Annotated in this window: 13 protein-coding genes; 8 read left to right on the top strand and 5 right to left on the bottom strand. The window is 69.0% G+C overall.

All coding sequences use genetic code 11. The features are described from left to right. Nucleotides 1–8: 8 nt before the first annotated feature. Complete coding sequence (locus ABL840_RS05235) at nt 9–368, bottom strand: hypothetical protein (RefSeq protein ID WP_418116205.1); 360 nt, start codon at nt 366–368, stop codon at nt 9–11. Between the two features lie 401 nt (nt 369–769). On the opposite strand from ABL840_RS05235, the gene ABL840_RS05230 reads away from it, so the two are divergent. The 4 genes from ABL840_RS05230 to ABL840_RS05215 all read left to right on the top strand — a co-directional run bounded on the left by ABL840_RS05230 (nt 770) and on the right by ABL840_RS05215 (nt 7,880). Continuing rightward, nucleotides 770–1,132 (top strand): hypothetical protein, encoded by a 363-nt coding sequence (locus tag ABL840_RS05230; protein ID WP_093299913.1) that lies wholly within the window; start codon nt 770–772, stop codon nt 1,130–1,132. A 701-nt stretch (nt 1,133–1,833) separates the two neighbouring features. Beyond that, complete coding sequence (locus ABL840_RS05225; RefSeq protein WP_093207057.1) at nt 1,834–3,105, top strand: HlyD family efflux transporter periplasmic adaptor subunit; 1,272 nt, start codon at nt 1,834–1,836, stop codon at nt 3,103–3,105. A gap of 42 nt (nt 3,106–3,147) precedes the next feature. Further along, nucleotides 3,148–4,491, top strand: coding sequence for a hypothetical protein (locus ABL840_RS05220; RefSeq protein ID WP_093207055.1), 1,344 nt, complete (start codon nt 3,148–3,150; stop codon nt 4,489–4,491). Beyond that, the gene (locus ABL840_RS05215; protein WP_093299302.1) at nt 4,479–7,880 is read left to right on the top strand and encodes an efflux transporter outer membrane subunit; all 3,402 of its coding nucleotides are present in this window, start codon (nt 4,479–4,481) and stop codon (nt 7,878–7,880) included. Before ABL840_RS05220 ends, ABL840_RS05215 begins: the two co-directional genes overlap by 13 nt. 12 nt (nt 7,881–7,892) lie before the next feature. Here the strand turns inward: ABL840_RS05215 and ABL840_RS05210 are convergent, their stop codons facing one another. After that, nucleotides 7,893–8,810: an AraC family transcriptional regulator gene (locus ABL840_RS05210; RefSeq protein WP_093299300.1), complete on the bottom strand. Its 918-nt coding sequence runs from the start codon at nt 8,808–8,810 to the stop codon at nt 7,893–7,895. A gap of 163 nt (nt 8,811–8,973) precedes the next feature. On the opposite strand from ABL840_RS05210, the gene ABL840_RS05205 reads away from it, so the two are divergent. The 4 genes from ABL840_RS05205 to ABL840_RS05190 are packed head-to-tail and all read left to right on the top strand — an operon-like array spanning nt 8,974 to nt 13,037. After that, nucleotides 8,974–9,816, top strand: a complete 843-nt coding sequence (locus ABL840_RS05205; protein WP_093299297.1) for an SDR family oxidoreductase — start codon at nt 8,974–8,976, stop codon at nt 9,814–9,816. 53 nt (nt 9,817–9,869) lie between these two features. Next, complete coding sequence (locus tag ABL840_RS05200; RefSeq protein ID WP_093299294.1) at nt 9,870–10,238, top strand: c-type cytochrome; 369 nt, start codon at nt 9,870–9,872, stop codon at nt 10,236–10,238. Nucleotides 10,239–10,273: 35 nt separating this feature from the next. Further along, nucleotides 10,274–10,747 (top strand): (2Fe-2S)-binding protein, encoded by a 474-nt coding sequence (locus tag ABL840_RS05195; protein WP_093207042.1) that lies wholly within the window; start codon nt 10,274–10,276, stop codon nt 10,745–10,747. A 10-nt stretch (nt 10,748–10,757) separates the two neighbouring features. Continuing rightward, on the top strand, nt 10,758–13,037 hold the full coding sequence (locus ABL840_RS05190; protein ID WP_093299292.1) for a xanthine dehydrogenase family protein molybdopterin-binding subunit: 2,280 nt from the start codon (nt 10,758–10,760) through the stop codon (nt 13,035–13,037). A 21-nt stretch (nt 13,038–13,058) separates the two neighbouring features. On the opposite strand, the gene ABL840_RS05185 is transcribed toward ABL840_RS05190, so the two are convergent. The 3 genes from ABL840_RS05185 to ABL840_RS05175 are packed head-to-tail and all read right to left on the bottom strand — an operon-like array spanning nt 13,059 to nt 15,661. Further along, nucleotides 13,059–13,460, bottom strand: a complete 402-nt coding sequence (locus tag ABL840_RS05185; RefSeq protein WP_093299288.1) for a PaaI family thioesterase — start codon at nt 13,458–13,460, stop codon at nt 13,059–13,061. 44 nt (nt 13,461–13,504) lie between these two features. Beyond that, nucleotides 13,505–14,203 carry an aspartate/glutamate racemase family protein gene (locus ABL840_RS05180; RefSeq protein WP_093299285.1) on the bottom strand — a complete coding sequence of 233 codons (699 nt, stop codon included), beginning with the start codon at nt 14,201–14,203 and terminating at the stop codon, nt 13,505–13,507. A gap of 39 nt (nt 14,204–14,242) precedes the next feature. Beyond that, nucleotides 14,243–15,661 carry an MFS transporter gene (locus ABL840_RS05175; protein ID WP_093299283.1) on the bottom strand — a complete coding sequence of 473 codons (1,419 nt, stop codon included), beginning with the start codon at nt 15,659–15,661 and terminating at the stop codon, nt 14,243–14,245. Nucleotides 15,662–15,805: the final 144 nt, after the last annotated feature.

The following is a 15,805-nucleotide window of genomic DNA, read 5'->3' as shown; positions in this document are numbered from 1 at the left end:
GGACCGTCTCATTGCGGAACTTGTTCACGCAGAGCACGGCGCAGGGAATCGATCGTGCTCTCCGCAGCCTCGAGGCGCCGATGCAGTTCCTCGTTGACCAGGCGGATCAGCACGCCGAGTTCGGAGCGCGTCGGATAGACCTCTTCGCAATCATCAACCTGCAACGGAACGACGAGCTTCTCGAGGCACGTGTACGCGCCGTGCACGTTGCGAATGCTCGCGATGTCATCGCCTGCTTGCAGTGCGAATGATTCGGGGCTTTGTTGAAGAGGTGGTGATGCCGAAGTTGCACCCGGCGGCGCGGCGGGTTCTTCGGCGGAATGGGGATGCGAGGGCGCGTACGTGAATGCGCGAGCGGATCTAGCCATGAATGGCCTCCAGAGGTTGCGATTTGCAAAAACCGTCGCGCTCGCTGCTAAACGAGGCGGCAGCTCGGACGGGTTAGCAGACCGGGCAACCTCTTGCGAGAAACCGGCAGGGCGCGAGCCCTCCCATCCGAGCCGCCAAAACTGGAGGCATGAACGACAAAGCCGCAGATCCTGCGGAAAACTGCGGCTTGCGTCGCAGAGGTTGCTTCGGGCTGCTAAACCCGATCACGCCTTGTTTCGACGTGACGGGCGCAAGTATAGACATCGGCCCTTCGCCATCGGTCGCAGCGAACGCGTGACATTTGGGAACGTTCTTCACCGTAGCGATGTGCGCCGCTCCGCAGGCCCGGGCGTTGGTGGTGCATCAGAGGCTGTTTTCCGTCCTCCAGGAGATGAAAGAAATGACTTTTTCCCGATCCATGCTCAAGCTGGTTGCCGCAGGTTTCATTGCCGCCGGTGCCTTGTCCGTCGCGGCATCCGCCAATGCCGGCACAAGCTGGTCCGTCGGCATCAACGTGCCCGGCGTGGTCGTGACCGAGCCCGCACCGGTCTACTACGAACCGGCTCCTGTCTACTCGCGGCCGGCTCCGACCTATTACCAGCCCGCCCCTGTGTATTCCACTCCGGCGCCTGTCTACTACGAGCCCAGCTGGGAGGAGCGCCGTGCCCAGCGCTGGGAAGAGCGTCGCGCGGAGCGCCGTGAATGGCGCCGCCGGCAATGGGAGCGCGAGCAGCACCGCCGCTACTACGAAGATCGCGACTGAGCGACGCGGGCACGCAGGCAACGTCGATCGGTGCGAAGGCGCCGAGGCGTTGCCGGACCGTGGCGACCCTTGCGCAACACCGCGCAATTCCTTCGCCGGGCACGCTCGCCCGGCGAAGTGCCTGCCGATGGACGGCAGCGCTTCTTTCTTCCTTTCATGACAACCCCGCCAGCATTCAGCCGATGCATTGCCGCAGCGGCTGCGATCGCGCGCGCGGCACCACTTCGGTGAATGGCCGGCGCACGCCGGCCGCTGTGTTGTCGTTGCCATGACCGTTCGCGGCTATATCGTTACCGCGTGTTGACCGCGCAGCCGCTCGAGCGGCCTTCGACGTCGCGCGCCGAAGAACGACATCCATCGCACTCCTGAAACACCGGGCCCGCGAGCTCCCTGACAAACGGGGATCGCGCGATGCCCCGGCTTGCCTGCGCGCTCCCGTGCTGTCAATCCCTCCCGCCTCGGAACCGATGTAGGACTTCATGCCGGTTCGCGCTCACAAATTAGATGGGAAGTTTGCACATCTTGTTGCTCACCGAAGCAGAAAGGACTCAGCTTAGGACGTACCTTTATTGCGTTGCAGCATGAAAAACAAGGCGCGCTGCAAATCCGTGGACCGGTGGAGGACTGGGATCGGGTCTCTTTCTTTCAACACCTGAGGGCGCACCGCACCGGCGCGCCATCGACGTTTTCAAGGGGTGGCTATGCGACTGTCCAGACCAATTTCATCTTCGTCCGATCCGGGTTGCCGCGTTCGGGCCACGCGCGGCCGAAGCCGGCAGCGGGGCGCCTTCGTTCCGAAGCTCGCGGGCTATGCGCTGCTGGCGTTCGTGCTGTGGCTCATGATCTCGACCCTCGTCGCGCCGCTGCTGTCGGCCCAGGCGACACGGGCGGTGCTGCAGGCGCCGGTGGGGCTCATCACCTCGCCGATCAGCGGCGTGGTGACGCAGATGGCGGTGCACTCGCGCGACACGGTGGCGCCGGGCTCGCTGGTGGCGACGGTGCGCAATCCGACGGTGAGCCAGGAGATCCTCACCACGCTCACGACGCAGCGCCTTGCGTTGCAGAGCCAGCTGTCGCAGCTGGGCAACCAGTTCAAGGCCGACAGCCAGGAGATGAGGTCCGTGGGCCAGCAGGCGCAGGTGCACCGGCAGGCCTCGCTGGCCCAGACCTGGGACTCGTGGGAAATAGCCCAGCGCCAGCGCGACGTCGCGCACAGCGTCGTGGCCGAACAAGAGAACAAGGTTCGCACCAGCGAGGCGCTGCTGAAGGAAGGTGCCATCAGCGAGCAGGTGATGAACGCGGCCGAGGCTCAGCTGAGCACCGCCCGCGCCAACGCGGCGGTGGCCGAGCAGGCCTTCGCCGGACAGGCGCAGACCGTGGTGAGCGCGGGGCAGGGCGCCTTCGTGGGCACCGGGGGCAACAACCTGTTCCAGACGCTCACGAGCCGGCGCGAAGCGCTTCGCAACAGCATCGACCGGGCCCAGCAGGACGGCTCCGCCATCGTCAAGCAGCTCAAGCAGATCACGCAGCTCGAGGAAGACGAGCGCCACCGCGTCGAGAAGCTCGCCGCCTACCAGGTCACGGCGACGCAGCCGGGGCTGGTGCATACCGTGCTGATGCCCGAGGGCGCGTATGTCACGGCGGGCGCTTCGCTGGTGCGCGTCACCGATTGCAGCCGGATCGGCGTCGTCGCGGTGTTTCCCGCGCGGCTGGCCAAGCGCCTGAGCATCGGCTCGGTGCTCGACGTGAAGATCGGCGAGAACACGGCCGCGATGCCCGCGCGCGTCGAGCAGCTGCTGCCCGTGGCCTCCGACGCGCTGCAGAGCACGTACAGCGTGCCCTTCCCCTATGCCGAGCAGGGCTCCATCTACGCCGTGGCGCGCATCGACGACGGCCAGTCGCAACAGTCCCCGGCCCGCCAGCAGACTCTCTGCGTGCCGGGCAAGGTGGTCTCGGCCAGCCTCAGGACCTGAGTGCGATCCCTTCGCTCATCTCCATTCCCCCGAGAGCACGCAATGCCGATCTCTGCGATCTCTGTCTTCTCCCGCGCGCGGGTGCGATGCGCTGCCGTATCTGCGGCGCTGGCCTGCGCCGCGGCTGCAACTGCGGCGCCGCAGGCCGGCGCCACGCAGCAGGCGCTCGCGCGCGAGAGCTGCGAGGGGCTGCGTCGCGCGGTCTCGCACGACCAGGCGGGCGTCGCTTCCGGGCCGCTGTTCCTGGCGAGCTACAGGCCGGCCGATGCCGGACGCGGCGAGCCGCCGTTCGAGCCCGCGCTGGCGGGCGCCGGCTTCACCTACGACAACGCCGTGGCCGGCATCGCGCTGCTGGCCTGCGGCGAGCGTGCCGCAGCAAGGCGCATCGGCGATGCCGTGGTGCGCGCCGTCGCGCATGACCAGGGCTTTTCCGACGGGCGCGTGCGCAACGCCTACCGCGCCGGACCGGTGGCCGAGGAAAAGCCCGCGCTGCCCGGTCGCTGGGACGCGCAGCGAAAGCAATGGATTGCCGACGCCTACCAGGTCAGCACCGCCACCGGCAACGTGGCCTGGGCCGCGCTGCTCATGCTGAACCTGTTCCAGGCCGAGCCGTCATCGGCCTCGGCCTCGGCCTATCTGGAGACCGCGCGCAAGCTGCTGGCCTGGACCGAGCAGAACACGCGCGCCAGGAACGGCCAGGACGGCTACAACGGCGGGCGCTACGGTTGGGACAACGCACAGCGCGCGCAGACCTGGAAATCCACCGAGCACAACATCGACATCGCAATGGCGGCCGCCTGGGCGGCGCGCGCCGGCGGCCAGCGGGACGCACCGGAGCATCGGCAGGCACGCACCGCGCTCGATTTCGTGAGCCGCATGTGGAGCCCCCAGGAGCAGCGCTTCTACATCGGCACCAAGGAAGACGGCGCGACCCTCTCCACCGAGAGCTCCGGCCTGGATGCGCAACTGTGGCCGCTGCTGGCCGCGCCCGAGGGCTCGTGTGCCTGGACCAGGGGGCTCGAATGGGTGGAGAAGCACCATCGCTTCGAAGCCGGCTACGGCTTCTCGCGCAACCCCGACGGCATCTGGACCGAGGGCAGCGCACAAGCCGCCGCCACGCTGGTGGCGCGCAAGGGTTCGGCGCCCGAGGCCCTGTGGCAGCTGCTCGCATCGCAGCGCGCCGGCAACGGGCTGTACTACGCGACGCCGGCTTCCCGCATTTCCACCGGCCTGGCCATCGGCCCCGACTCGGCCGGCGCGGACTTCTATTACTACCACTGGCCGCACCTTGGCGCGACTGCCTGGATTGCCCTGGCCGCCACGGGTTTCAACCCCTTCACCGGCAAGACCGCCGCATCGGAAGCCACTCCATCATGTCCAGCCTGATCGCCACACCGGAATTCCAGTTCAACGCACTGATCGCGGGGATCGCGCTGCTCCTGATGAGCCGGGCCAGCGTCGAACGCATCTCGCATCGCATGCTGTTCGGCGCGCTGACCGCGCTGCTCCTGCTGCGCTATGCGGTCTGGCGCGTGGTCGCCACCATGCCGCCATCGGACCTCGGCTTCGGAACGCTCTTTGCCTGGGTGTTCCTCTGCTTCGAGCTGACGGCCATCGTCTACACGCTGATGTCCATCCACATGCTGGTGAGACGCCGCGACAACCGGCCGCAGGCCGACCGGGGCGAAGCCGCGCTGCGTGCCCGCGGCGAGCAGGTGCCGGCGGTGGACGTGTTCATCTGCACGTACAACGAAGAGCTGGCGGTGCTGGAGAAGACCATCATCGCCGCCCAGGCCATCGACTATCCGCAACTGAAGGTCTGGGTGCTCGACGACACCCGGCGCGACTGGCTGCGCGACTACTGCGAACGCAGGGGCGTGCACTACGCGCGGCGGCCCGACAACAGCCACGCGAAGGCCGGCAACCTCAACAACGGGCTGCGCCTGTCGGCCGACGTGACGAACGCGCCCTTCATCCTCGTGCTCGACGCGGACTTCGCGCCGCAGCGCGAGATCGTCTATCGCATGCTCGGGCTGTTCGAGGACCGTCGCGTCGGGCTGGTGCAGACGCCGCAGTTCTATTACAACGCCGACCCCATCCAGCACAACCTGCGCGCCACCGACAGCTGGGTCGACGAGCAGCGCGTGTTCTTCGACGTGCTGCAGCCGGCGAAGGACGCGGCCGATTCCGCCTTCTGCGTGGGCACCTCGTTCATCGTGCGGCGAGACCTGATCACCGCCGCGGGCGGCTTCCCTGTCGGCAGCGTGTGCGAGGACATCCACACCACCTATCTGCTGCTGCGGCGCGGCCACGTCACGCGCTGGCTGGGCGAGCGGCTGTCGAACGGGCTGTCGGCCGAGAGCATCGTCGACTACATCAACCAGCGCAGCCGCTGGTGCCTGGGCACGGTGCAGCTCGCGCTGCTGCCCGACGGGCCGCTGCGCGGCGCGGGCTACAGCCTCTCGGCGCGGCTGCACTTCCTGCACGGGCTGCTGCATTGGCTGGGCAAGCCCTTCATGGCGCTGATCATGCTGGCGCCGGTGCTGTACTGGTATGCCGGCGTTTCGGCCTTCCACGCCACGCCGCAGGCCTTTGCCGCCTACGGCCTGCCGCCGCTCATGATGTTCTGGGCCTACAGCTACTGGATCAGCCAGCGCCGCTGCCTGCCCGTGTTCAGCGAGGTCAGCCAGCTGGTGGCCGCGATGGCCGTCACCGGCACGCTGGTCAGCGCGATGCTGCGGCCCTTCGGCCACCCGTTCAAGGTGACGGCGAAGGGGCTCGACCGCTCCAGGACGGTCGTGCACTGGAAGCTGGTCGCCGTCTTCGGCGGCCTGTTCGTGGCGCTGCAGGGCGGCGGAGCATCGGCGGCCCTGGGCGGCGCGGCGCTGACGCCCGGCGACGAACTCAACCTCGTGTGGACCGGCATCGCGCTGGTGCTGTGCCTGGGGGCGCTCATGGCCTGCGTCGACCTGCCGCGGCCGGAGCAGGAGGAGCGCTTCCCGTGGCGCGCCCGCACCCGGGTCCGGACCGCAGCGGGAGAGGGCGACTCGCGCTTCGTCAACATCGCGGCCGATGGTGCGCTGCTCGAGGGCGGCAGCCTCTTCAAGCGCCTGCGCGTCGGCCAGCCGCTGGAGGTCTACGTCGATCCCGTGGGCTGGCTCCCAGCCCTTCTCGCGGGGCGCAGCTCCGCCGGCGCCGAGCTGCGGTTCGCTGGCACCGAGGCGCAGCGCGAGCATCTGGTAAGCCATGTGTTCAACGTGGTGCCTAGCCATGTCGCCGTCCAGGTCCGGCCGTGGCGGGCCGCTTCGGCCCTGTTCGCGAGCGCGGGCTTCCGCTCGCCCGACGCAGGCTTCGTGCGCCTCAGTCTGCGGCTGATATTGCTGGTGCTGGCTGCGTGCGTCCTGCTGGTGGTGAGCGGGTGCAATCTCACGCCGCCGATGAAGCAGCCCGATCTGACGATGCCGTCGCAATGGCCGGCCGGTGCGGCCAGGCCGGCCGCGGAGCCGGTGGACTGGCGCGGCTTCGTGCAGGACGACGAACTGCGCGGCCTGATTTCCACCGCGCTGTCCCGCAACCGCGACCTGCGCGTCTACGCGGCGAAGGCGCGCGAGGCGCGGGCCGTGTATGCCGCGAGCCGCGCATCGCTGTTCCCGCCGCTGGGGCTGTCGGCCCACGCCCAGCGCGCGCAGACCACGCCGCAGGGCTCGCTCAGCCCGGTGGGCAACCTGCCGTCGGACGGAAGCGTTTCCAACAGCTTTGACGTCCAGGCCGGCGTGACCTCCTACGAGCTCGATTTCTTCGGCCGCCAGCAGAGCGGCGCGCAGCAGGGTGGCTCGCTGGCCGATGCCGGCGACAGGGACTACGCGGCAGCGCGCATGAACCTGGTGGGCGAGGTGTCGAATGCCTATCTCACGCTGCGCGCGGACCGCGCCCTACTGAGCCTGGCCGATTCCAACGCGGCCGGGCTGGCCGCCAATGCCGACATGATCGGCCGCGCCAAGGCGGTCGGCGGCGCCGCGCAGCTGGATGTGTACCGCGCGCAGTCGCTGCTGCAGAACGCCCGCGTGCGGCAGGAGGAATACCGCATGCGCGTCGCGCAGGACCTGCAGGGGCTGAACGTGCTGGTGGGCGAATCCGTGCCGCCGGACACGGGCGCCGCACGGCCCTGGCCGCAGCGCTCCACCGCGCAGGTCGCGCCCGGCATGCCGTCGAGTCTGCTGCAGCGCCGGCCCGACCTGCTGGCGGCCTATGCGCGCGTCGAAGCCGCCAACTCGGGAGTCGGCGCGGCCAAGGCGGCCATGCTGCCGACCATCTCGCTGACCGCGCTCACCGGCGGCGTGAGCAGGGAACTGTCGACACTGCTCAGCGGCAGCAATAGCAGCTGGGCGGGCGTGCTGGGCGTGTCGCTGCCCCTGTTCGACTGGGGCCGCCGGTCCGCCAACGTCACGGCCAGCGAAGAGCGGCTGGCCGCGGCGATGGCTTCATACGAATCCGCGGCGCAAGTGGCTCTTCGCGAAACCGCAAACGCGCTGATCGCCGACGACCACCTGACGCCGCAGCTCGAGGCGCAGCAGGCACGCGTGCAGGCGCTGGAGAAGGTGGCGAGCATTTCGCGTACGCGCTTTCGCAGCGGCATGGAGGACTACTTCTCCAGCCAGGACGCGCAGCGCGAGCTCTATGCCGAGCAGCAGCAGCTGATCGAGCTGCAGCTCAAGGCCGCGGTGAACATGGTCAACCTGTACAAGGCCATCGGCGGTGGATGGGGCGCTGCGTAGGCCTCGGTGCTCTCAGGCCGCTTCCCGCATCCGCTTGATGTCGCGCAGCGGCGGTGCACCGAACAGGCGGGCGTATTCCCGGCTGAACTGCGAAGCGCTCTCGTAGCCCACGCGTATCCCCGCGGTGCCGGCATCGATGCCCTGGTTGAGCATCAGCTGCCGGGCCTCCTGCAGGCGCAGCTGCTTCAGGTACTGCATGGGGCTCATGCCCGCCACGGCACGGAAGTGCTGCCGGAACGTCGACGGACTCATGTGCACCGAGGCGGCCAGGTCGTCTGCGAGCACGGGCCGCGTGAAATTCATCTTGAGCCAGGCCATGCTCTGTGCCACCTGCTGGCTTGGGGTGCCGACGGCGACCAGGCGCTGCAACTGCGGGCCATGGCGTCCGGCGAGCAGGCGAACGACGATTTCCTGCTGGAGCAGCGGAGCGATCTGGGGAATCAGCCTGGGCTCGGCGAGCAGTTCGACGAGCCGCGTCACCGTGCCCAGCAGCGTCGGGTCGAGATCGCCGAGCGACATGGCTCTATAGCTGCAGTCCCTTGACGGCTGGGGCAGCGCCATCTCGGCCGCCGCCTGCACGATGGCGCGCGAGTCGAGCCTGAGCATCAGGCCCAGAAAGGGCTTCGCGCTGCTGGCCTGCGTGACATGGGTGACCACCGGAAGATCGAGCGTGGTCAGCAGCGACTGGCCCGCGGAATAGTCGAAAACCTCTTCGCCGAGCGCAACCCGCTTCTTTCCGCTGACGGTGATTCCCACGCCGAAGCCATAGATGCAATGCACGGGTTCGGTCGCGGCGCTGCGCCGGTGCAGCGTGAGTTCCGGAATGGCGGTGATGCAGTCGCCGTCATTTTCTGCAAAGCGCCCGACCGCCTTGGCCAGGTCGCTCAGGACTGCCGATCCGTCTTGCTGCGTCAGCGGTGGCGCTTCCATTTGAATCCTTTCGCGGGTGCCCGAACAAAGTCTAGCTCGCGCATTTCGCCCGATCCGCGTTTCTGCCGCAGTTCCGTCGTTTCAGGCAAGAACACGCGTGCTTTCGGCAAACGGGTCGGTGGGCCTCGGGCAGACACTGGCAGTCACCGAAAGGAACATCCCCATGACCGACAGGAAAATCTGGCTCATCACCGGCGCCGGCCGGGGCCTGGGCACCGACATTGCCAGGGCGGCCCTGGCCGCAGGCCACGCCGTGGTGGCCACCGGCCGCGATCCGGCGAAGGTCGCCGAGGCCATCGGCGATCACGCCAACCTGTTGAGCATCAAGCTCGACGTCACCCGTCCCGAGGACGCCCAGGCAGCGGTGGAGGCCGCCGTCGCGAGGTTCGGGCGCATCGACGTGCTGGTCAACAACGCGGGCAACTTCTACGCAGGCTTCTTCGAGGAACTGAGCCCGCAGCAGGTCCGCAGCCAGATCGAGACGCTGCTGTTCGGCCCGATGAACGTCGCGCGCGCCGTGCTGCCGGCGATGCGCAGGCAGCGCTCGGGGCTGCTGCTCACCATCTCCTCGACCGCCGGGATTGCCGGTGGCATGTTCTGCACCGCGTATGCCGCGGCGAAGTTCGGCGTCGAAGGATGGATCGAGTCGCTGGCCCCCGAGATCGCCCCGTTCGGCATCCGCACCATGCTGGTGGAGCCGGGCTTCTTTCGCACCGAACTGCTCACCGCCGGCTCCACCACTTTCGCCGAGCCGAGCATCGACGACTACGCCGAGCGCACGAGGGAGACCGTTGCCGCCTGGAGCGGCATGAGCGGCAAGCAGGGCGGCGACCCCGCCAGGCTCGCCGACGCCATCGTGCGGCTTGCCGGACTCGAAGAGCCCCCGGCCCGATTCGCCGCAGGCGCCGATGCCGTGCAGGCCTTCGAGGCCAAGGCCAAAGCGCTGCTTGCACAGGCTGACGCGCACCTCGGCCTGTCCACGTCGCTCGCCCATGAGGACGCGTAGTCGCGACCGCGGGCCATCGAATCAGGCAACCCGATCGACAGGATGAAACAGAAATGACCCACGACAGAAAACAGCAACACGGCATCGCATCCGTACGGCACCCCCTTGCCGCCTCCCTCGTCGCAGCGCTCGGCATCGGCGTGAGCATCGCGTGGCCGGCAAGCGCCGTCGCCAGCCAGGCGCTCGCGCAGAAGTACGCGTGCGTCGCATGCCACCAGCCCGCGACCAAGGTGGTGGGCCCATCGTGGAAGGACATCGGCGCGAAGTACGGCGACGGCAAGGGCACGGCCGCACAGCTGGCAGCAAGCATCAAGGCCGGCAGCTCGGGCAAGTGGGGCGCGATGCCGATGCCGCCGCAGGCCCAGATCCCCGATGGCGACCTGCAGTCGCTTGCGCAATGGGTGCTCGACGGCGCCAAGTGAATCCGATCCAACCATCCATCCACGGAGAACCGAACATGAGCGCGCTCCACGTCAACGGCCGGGAACACACGGTCGACGCCGACCCCGGCACCCCCATCCTCTGGGCCCTGCGCGACACGCTGGGCATGACCGGCACCAAGTTCGGCTGCGGCGCCGCGCTGTGCGGCGCTTGCACCGTGCATCTGGACGACCAGGCCATCCGCTCGTGCATCACGCCGATCTCCGCGGCCGAGGGCAAGAAGATCACCACCATCGAGGCAACGACCGACGGCAGCGACCGCGTCGGTGCCGCCGTGCACGCCGCATGGGTCAGGCACGACGTGGCGCAGTGCGGCTACTGCCAGAGCGGCCAGATCATGAGCGCGACGGCGTTTCTCAAGTCGCTGCCCCGGGGCAAGCAGCCCAGCGCGGACGAGATCGATTCGGCCATGGTCGGCAACATCTGCCGCTGCGGCACCTACGCCCGCATTCGCGCTGCCGTGGCCGATGCGGCCAAGACCCTCGCCTGAAGGAGCCGCCATGCTGCCCAACATCGCAAACTTCGCCGACATCGATTACCGCGAACTGCCGCGCGCCATGCAGCGCCTGATGGCCCGGGGCCTGACCGGCGAAACCACCGGCGAAACCGCCACGCTGCCTCGCCGCAGCTTCCTGAAGATGGCCGGGGCCGGCGGCTTCGCTCTCGGCGCCTTTCCGCACCTGGCGATGGCGCAGGCAGACGGCGCGGCGCAGGCGGCGACTGGCGCCCTCAAACCGACGCAACAGCCATCGGCCTTCGTGCAGATCGCACGCAACGGCGAAGTCACCGTCACCATCAACCGGCTGGAATTCGGCCAGGGCGTGCAGACCGGCTTGCCGATGATCCTGGCCGAGGAGCTCGATGCCGACTGGGCCCTGGTGCGCAGCCGCAATGGTTCGAGCGACGCGGCTTATGTCGACCCGCTCTTCGGCATCCACCTGACCGGCGGCTCCAACTCGATCAAGAACAGCTTCACGCAGTACCGCGAGCTGGGCGCGCGCGCCCGGGCCATGCTGCTGTCGGCGGCGGCCGCGCGCTGGAAGGTCGACGCGGCCACGCTGCGCACGCAGGCCGGCACGGTGCTGGGCCCGGGCGGGCGCAGGCTGGGCTATGGCGAACTGGCCGAAGCCGCGATGGCGCTGCCGGTGCCCGAGAAGGTCGCGCTGAAGAATCCCAAGGACTTCCGCCTCATCGGCCGGCCCACCACGCGCCTGGATGCGCGCGCCAAGAGCAGCGGCCGGCAGGACTTCGGCATCGACGTGCGGCACCCGGGCCAACTCACGGCGGTGGTGGCGCATCCGCCGGTGTTCGGCGCCCGCCTGGCCTCGGTGGACGACAGCGCGGCGCGCGCCGTCAAGGGCGTGAAGGCCGTGCTGCGCGTGCCGCTGGACCGCGGCGCCGAAGGCGTGGCCGTGGTGGCCGACGGCTACTGGCCGGCCAAGCTGGGCCGCGACGCACTGAAGCTGCAGTGGGACACGGCCGCGGTCGAGAAGGTCGACACCGAAAAGCAGCTGGCCCAGTACCGCGAACTGGCGGGTCGCCCCGGCCCGCGCAAGTTCGACGCCGACATGACACCGCTGGCCACCGCGCCCCGGCAACTGGAGGCCGAGTTCATCTTCCCCTATCTGGCCCATGCACCCATGGAGCCGGAGAACTGCACCGTCAAGCTGTCGAACGGGCGCGCCGAGCTGTGGGTCGGCACCCAGTGCGCCGGGCTTGACGCCGCTGCCGCCGCGCGTGCGCTGGGCCTCGAGCCCGAGCAGGTGATCGTGCACGTGCAGATGGCGGGCGGCGGCTTCGGCCGGCGTTTCGTGGGCACGAGCGACTTCGTGGTCGAGGCCTGCGAGATCGCCAAGGCCGCGCGCGCCGCCGGCCTGAGCGCGCCGGTGCGCCTGCTGTGGAGCCGCGAGGACGACATCAAGGGCGGCTACTACCGCCCCATGCACCTGCACCGCGCGCGCATCGGCTTCGACGAGCGCGGCAAGGTACTGGCCTGGGACCACGTCATCGTGGGCCAGTCCATCACCACGGGCACGGTGTTCGGGCAATTCCAGGTGAAGGACGGCATCGACGCCACGGCCACCGAGGGCATGCGCGATCCGTACCCGGTGCCGATGCGACTGGCGGTGCATCACCCCCAGGTCAACGTGCCCGTGCTGTGGTGGCGCAGCGTGGGTTCCACCCACACGGCCTTCGTCATGGAGACCTTGATCGACGAGATCGCCCGCAGCACGAAGCAGGATCCGGTGGCCTACCGGATGCAGCTCTTCGGCGACAAGCACCCGCGCCATCGCGCCGCGCTGCAACTGGCCGTGGACAAGAGCGGCTACGGCAAGAAGCAGCTGCCGGACGGCCGCGCCTGGGGCGTCGCCGTGCACGAGTCATTCGAATCCGTGGTGGCCTACGTGGTGGAAGCCTCGGTCAAGGACGGCCAGCCGGTGCTGCATCGCGTCACCGGCGGCGTGCACTGCAACCTGGCCGTCAACCCGCGCAGCGTGGAGGCGCAGGTGCAGGGCGCGGCAGTGATGGGGCTGTCGATGTGCCTGTCGGGGGGCGCCATCACGTTGAAGGACGGCGTCGTGCAGCAGGGCAACTTCGGTGACTTCACCGTGGCGCGCATCACCAACGTGCCGGAGTTCGACGTCCACATCGTGCCCAGCGCCGATGCGCCCACCGGCATGGGCGAACCCGGCCTACCGCCGCTGGCCCCCGCGTTCGCCAACGCCATTGCGCGATTGACGGGCAAGCCCTTGCGCCAGCTTCCCTTCAACCTGGCCTGACGGCGGTGCCGCCAGGCCCCCTCAGTCGAGCACCAGCTGCGTCTGCGTGACCACCGCACACAGCTTGCCGTCCGCATTGGTGATGGTGGTTTGCCAAACCTGTGTCGTGCGTCCGCGATGCAGCGCCACGCTGGTGCCGGTGACCGTCGTGCCGACGCGCGCGCCCGCGATGAACTTGGTGCTCGAGTCGGTCGTCGTCGTGCGCTTGCCCTCGGGCAGGTTGACGATGGTGCCGACGGCGCCGAGCGTGTCTGCGAATGCCATGTAGGCGCCGCCATGGAGGATGCCGCCGGCGGTGCACAGATCGGGCCGCACCTCCATCTGCGCGACCACGCGCTCGGGTGCGAGCTCGGTCAGCCGCACGCCCATGAGGCCGGGGAAGATCGTGTCCAGCAGTTTCTGCATCGTGGCGATGTCGGGCATGAATGTCTCCTTGGTTCTCGTGGAAGTTCGATGCCGATGAAGGCTCAGCCCGCCGCCGTCGCGCGTCGCAGCGCCGCGCGCGCGAGCAGGCGCGTCGAGTCCAGCGTCGGCAGCGCCGAATTGCCGTCGTTCAGCACCAGCGGCAGCTCGGTACATCCCAGCACCACGGCATCGCAGCCGCGCGACTTCAGGCCGTCGATCATTCGCCGCAGCATGTCGGTCGATTCGGGCCTGATCACGCCGCGCACCAGCTCGTCCATGATGATGCGGCCCATGGTGGCGCGCTCTTCGGCGTCCGGCCGCACGGCCTCCAGTCCTGCCGCCGACAGCGCCTGCGGATAGACCTCGCTGTTCACCAGCCAGTGCGTGCCCAGCACGCCCACGCTGCGAAAGCCGCGCGATACGGCTTCGGCCGCGACCACCTCGGCGATGTGCAGCCACGGCAGCGGCGATTGCGGAAGAACCAGATGCATCGCCTGGTGGATGGTGTTGTCGGGGCAGATCAGGAAGTCGGCGCCCGCCGCGGCGAGCTTGCGCGCCGACGACAGCATCAGCTGCGCGACGCCGTCGATGTCGTTGTCATCGAGGCAATCCACGTACGCCGCGAGCGAATGCGTGTGCATCGAGACCTCGGGGTGCGCATGAGCCTGGCCCATGTAGCCGGCGCCTTCGACGCACAGCGTGCGATAGCAGAGCGCAGCGCCTTCGGCCGAACAGCCGACGATGCCGATGTGAAGTGGCATGAAGCAAATCTCCGTCAGGGAAAGCAGCGGAGGATGTTCTCACGACCTCCGCGACACCGCCATGCCCGCCTGGCGGTCGAGCCGCAGCGTCATCAGCGTCGCAATGGCCATCAGCAGGCCGACCACGTACCAGGCATGCCGGAAGTCCGCGAGCTCCACGGCCGGCGCGCCGCGCAATGCCTGCGACGCGCCGAGCACCATCGCGCCCAGCGCCACGCCGAGCGCGAGCGACACCTGCTGCAGCATCGTGCCTAGCGTGCTCGCGCCGGCGCGCGTCTCGTCGGGCACGTCGGCGAAAGCCAGCGTGCTGATGGCGGTGAAGTTCATCGAGCGCGCCATGCCCGCCACGAACAGCAGCACGCACATCAACGGCAGCGGGTCGCCGGGCGACAGCAGCCCGCAGCCGAAGAGAGTGGCCGCGCAGATCGCGCCGTTCACCGTGAGCACATTGCGGAAGCCGTAGCGCCGCAGCACCGCCGTGGTGGCGCTCTTCATCGCGAGGTTGCCGGCCATGTACACCAGCAGCATCGAGCCCGCATGGAAGGCGCTCATGCCGAAGCCGATCTGGAACATCAGCGGCAGCAGGAAGGGCGAGGCGTTGATCGCGATGCGAGAGACGAAGCCGGCCGTGGCGGTGGCCAGCGCATAGGTCGGCACGGCCAGCGCGCGCGGGTCGAGCAGGGGAGTCGCCACGCGTCGCGCATGCCGCACGGCGGCCAATGCCGTCACGACACCTGCCGCCAGCAGACCGAGCGTGACGGCCGAGCCCGGCTGCGGCCCGCCCAGCCGCGTGAGGCCTTCGACCAGCGCGGCCAGCGCGATGGCGGTGAGCACGAAGCCGGTCGCGTCGAAGCGCACCGGCGCCGCGTCCGCCCGGCGCGGAAAGAGCCGCATCACCAGCCACAGGCCCACGAGGCCCAGCGGCACGTTCAGCAAAAAGATCCAGCGCCACGAGGCATGCGTGGCGATGAGCCCGCCCAGCGGCGGACCGATCACCGGCGCGATGAGCCCCGGCCAGGTGATGGTGCCTATGGCCTCTATCAGCCGGTGCTTCGGCGTTTCGCGCAGCACCACGAGCCGGCCCACCGGCGACATGAAGGCCGCAGCCGCGCCCTGCAGCACGCGCGCCGCCACGAACACCTCGAAGCTCGGCGCGAGCCCGCAGGCGAGCGATGCCAGGGTGAAGGTGCCGACCGCCAGCGCGAACACCCGCCGCGCCCCGAAACGCCCCGCGCACCAGCCCGCCGCCGGCACCAGCGCGGCCATCGCGATCAGGTAGACCGTGACGCCCAGGCTGGCGTCGAGCGCCCCGATGCCGAAGCCGGCCCCGATGGCCGGCAGCGCGGTGACGATGACCGTGGCGTCCAGCGTTTCCATGAAGAAGGCAGCGGCCACGGTGAGGGCGATGCGCTTCGAGGCGCCTTCCGTGGCCGCCTCCGGCCGGGCGTTGTCGTTCATGTGCCGAGTCTGACACCGCCCGGCGCCTAGGGTTTACCCGGTGTCGGCGAGCCGGGGGATCGGACGGACGCGGTCCGCGTCATCCGGATCGTCGGCGGGGCAGGATCGGCAAGATCATGAAAAACCTCATGAAATCAACGACTT

This window comes from Variovorax sp. NFACC27 (genome assembly GCF_048301545.1).
In the GTDB taxonomy this organism is placed as follows: Bacteria; Pseudomonadota; Gammaproteobacteria; order Burkholderiales; family Burkholderiaceae_C; genus Variovorax; species Variovorax gossypii.
The sequence above is the reverse complement of the archived record's forward strand: the minus strand, read 5'-3'. Positions and strand labels throughout refer to the sequence as shown.

What these genes read in the sequence shown, in the direction of transcription:
- ABL840_RS05190 (WP_093299292.1), top strand. Translation starts at nt 10,758, where the DNA reads ATGCTGCCCAACATCGCAAACTTCGCCGACATCGATTACCGCGAACTG.
- ABL840_RS05215 (WP_093299302.1), top strand. Translation starts at nt 4,479, where the DNA reads ATGTCCAGCCTGATCGCCACACCGGAATTCCAGTTCAACGCACTGATC.
- ABL840_RS05225 (WP_093207057.1), top strand. Translation starts at nt 1,834, where the DNA reads ATGCGACTGTCCAGACCAATTTCATCTTCGTCCGATCCGGGTTGCCGC.
- ABL840_RS05200 (WP_093299294.1), top strand. Translation starts at nt 9,870, where the DNA reads ATGACCCACGACAGAAAACAGCAACACGGCATCGCATCCGTACGGCAC.
- ABL840_RS05180 (WP_093299285.1), bottom strand. Translation starts at nt 14,203, where the DNA reads ATGCCACTTCACATCGGCATCGTCGGCTGTTCGGCCGAAGGCGCTGCG.
- ABL840_RS05185 (WP_093299288.1), bottom strand. Translation starts at nt 13,460, where the DNA reads ATGCCCGACATCGCCACGATGCAGAAACTGCTGGACACGATCTTCCCC.
- ABL840_RS05195 (WP_093207042.1), top strand. Translation starts at nt 10,274, where the DNA reads ATGAGCGCGCTCCACGTCAACGGCCGGGAACACACGGTCGACGCCGAC.
- ABL840_RS05175 (WP_093299283.1), bottom strand. Translation starts at nt 15,661, where the DNA reads ATGAACGACAACGCCCGGCCGGAGGCGGCCACGGAAGGCGCCTCGAAG.
- ABL840_RS05205 (WP_093299297.1), top strand. Translation starts at nt 8,974, where the DNA reads ATGACCGACAGGAAAATCTGGCTCATCACCGGCGCCGGCCGGGGCCTG.
- ABL840_RS05235 (WP_418116205.1), bottom strand. Translation starts at nt 368, where the DNA reads ATGGCTAGATCCGCTCGCGCATTCACGTACGCGCCCTCGCATCCCCAT.
- ABL840_RS05230 (WP_093299913.1), top strand. Translation starts at nt 770, where the DNA reads ATGACTTTTTCCCGATCCATGCTCAAGCTGGTTGCCGCAGGTTTCATT.
- ABL840_RS05220 (WP_093207055.1), top strand. Translation starts at nt 3,148, where the DNA reads ATGCCGATCTCTGCGATCTCTGTCTTCTCCCGCGCGCGGGTGCGATGC.
- ABL840_RS05210 (WP_093299300.1), bottom strand. Translation starts at nt 8,810, where the DNA reads ATGGAAGCGCCACCGCTGACGCAGCAAGACGGATCGGCAGTCCTGAGC.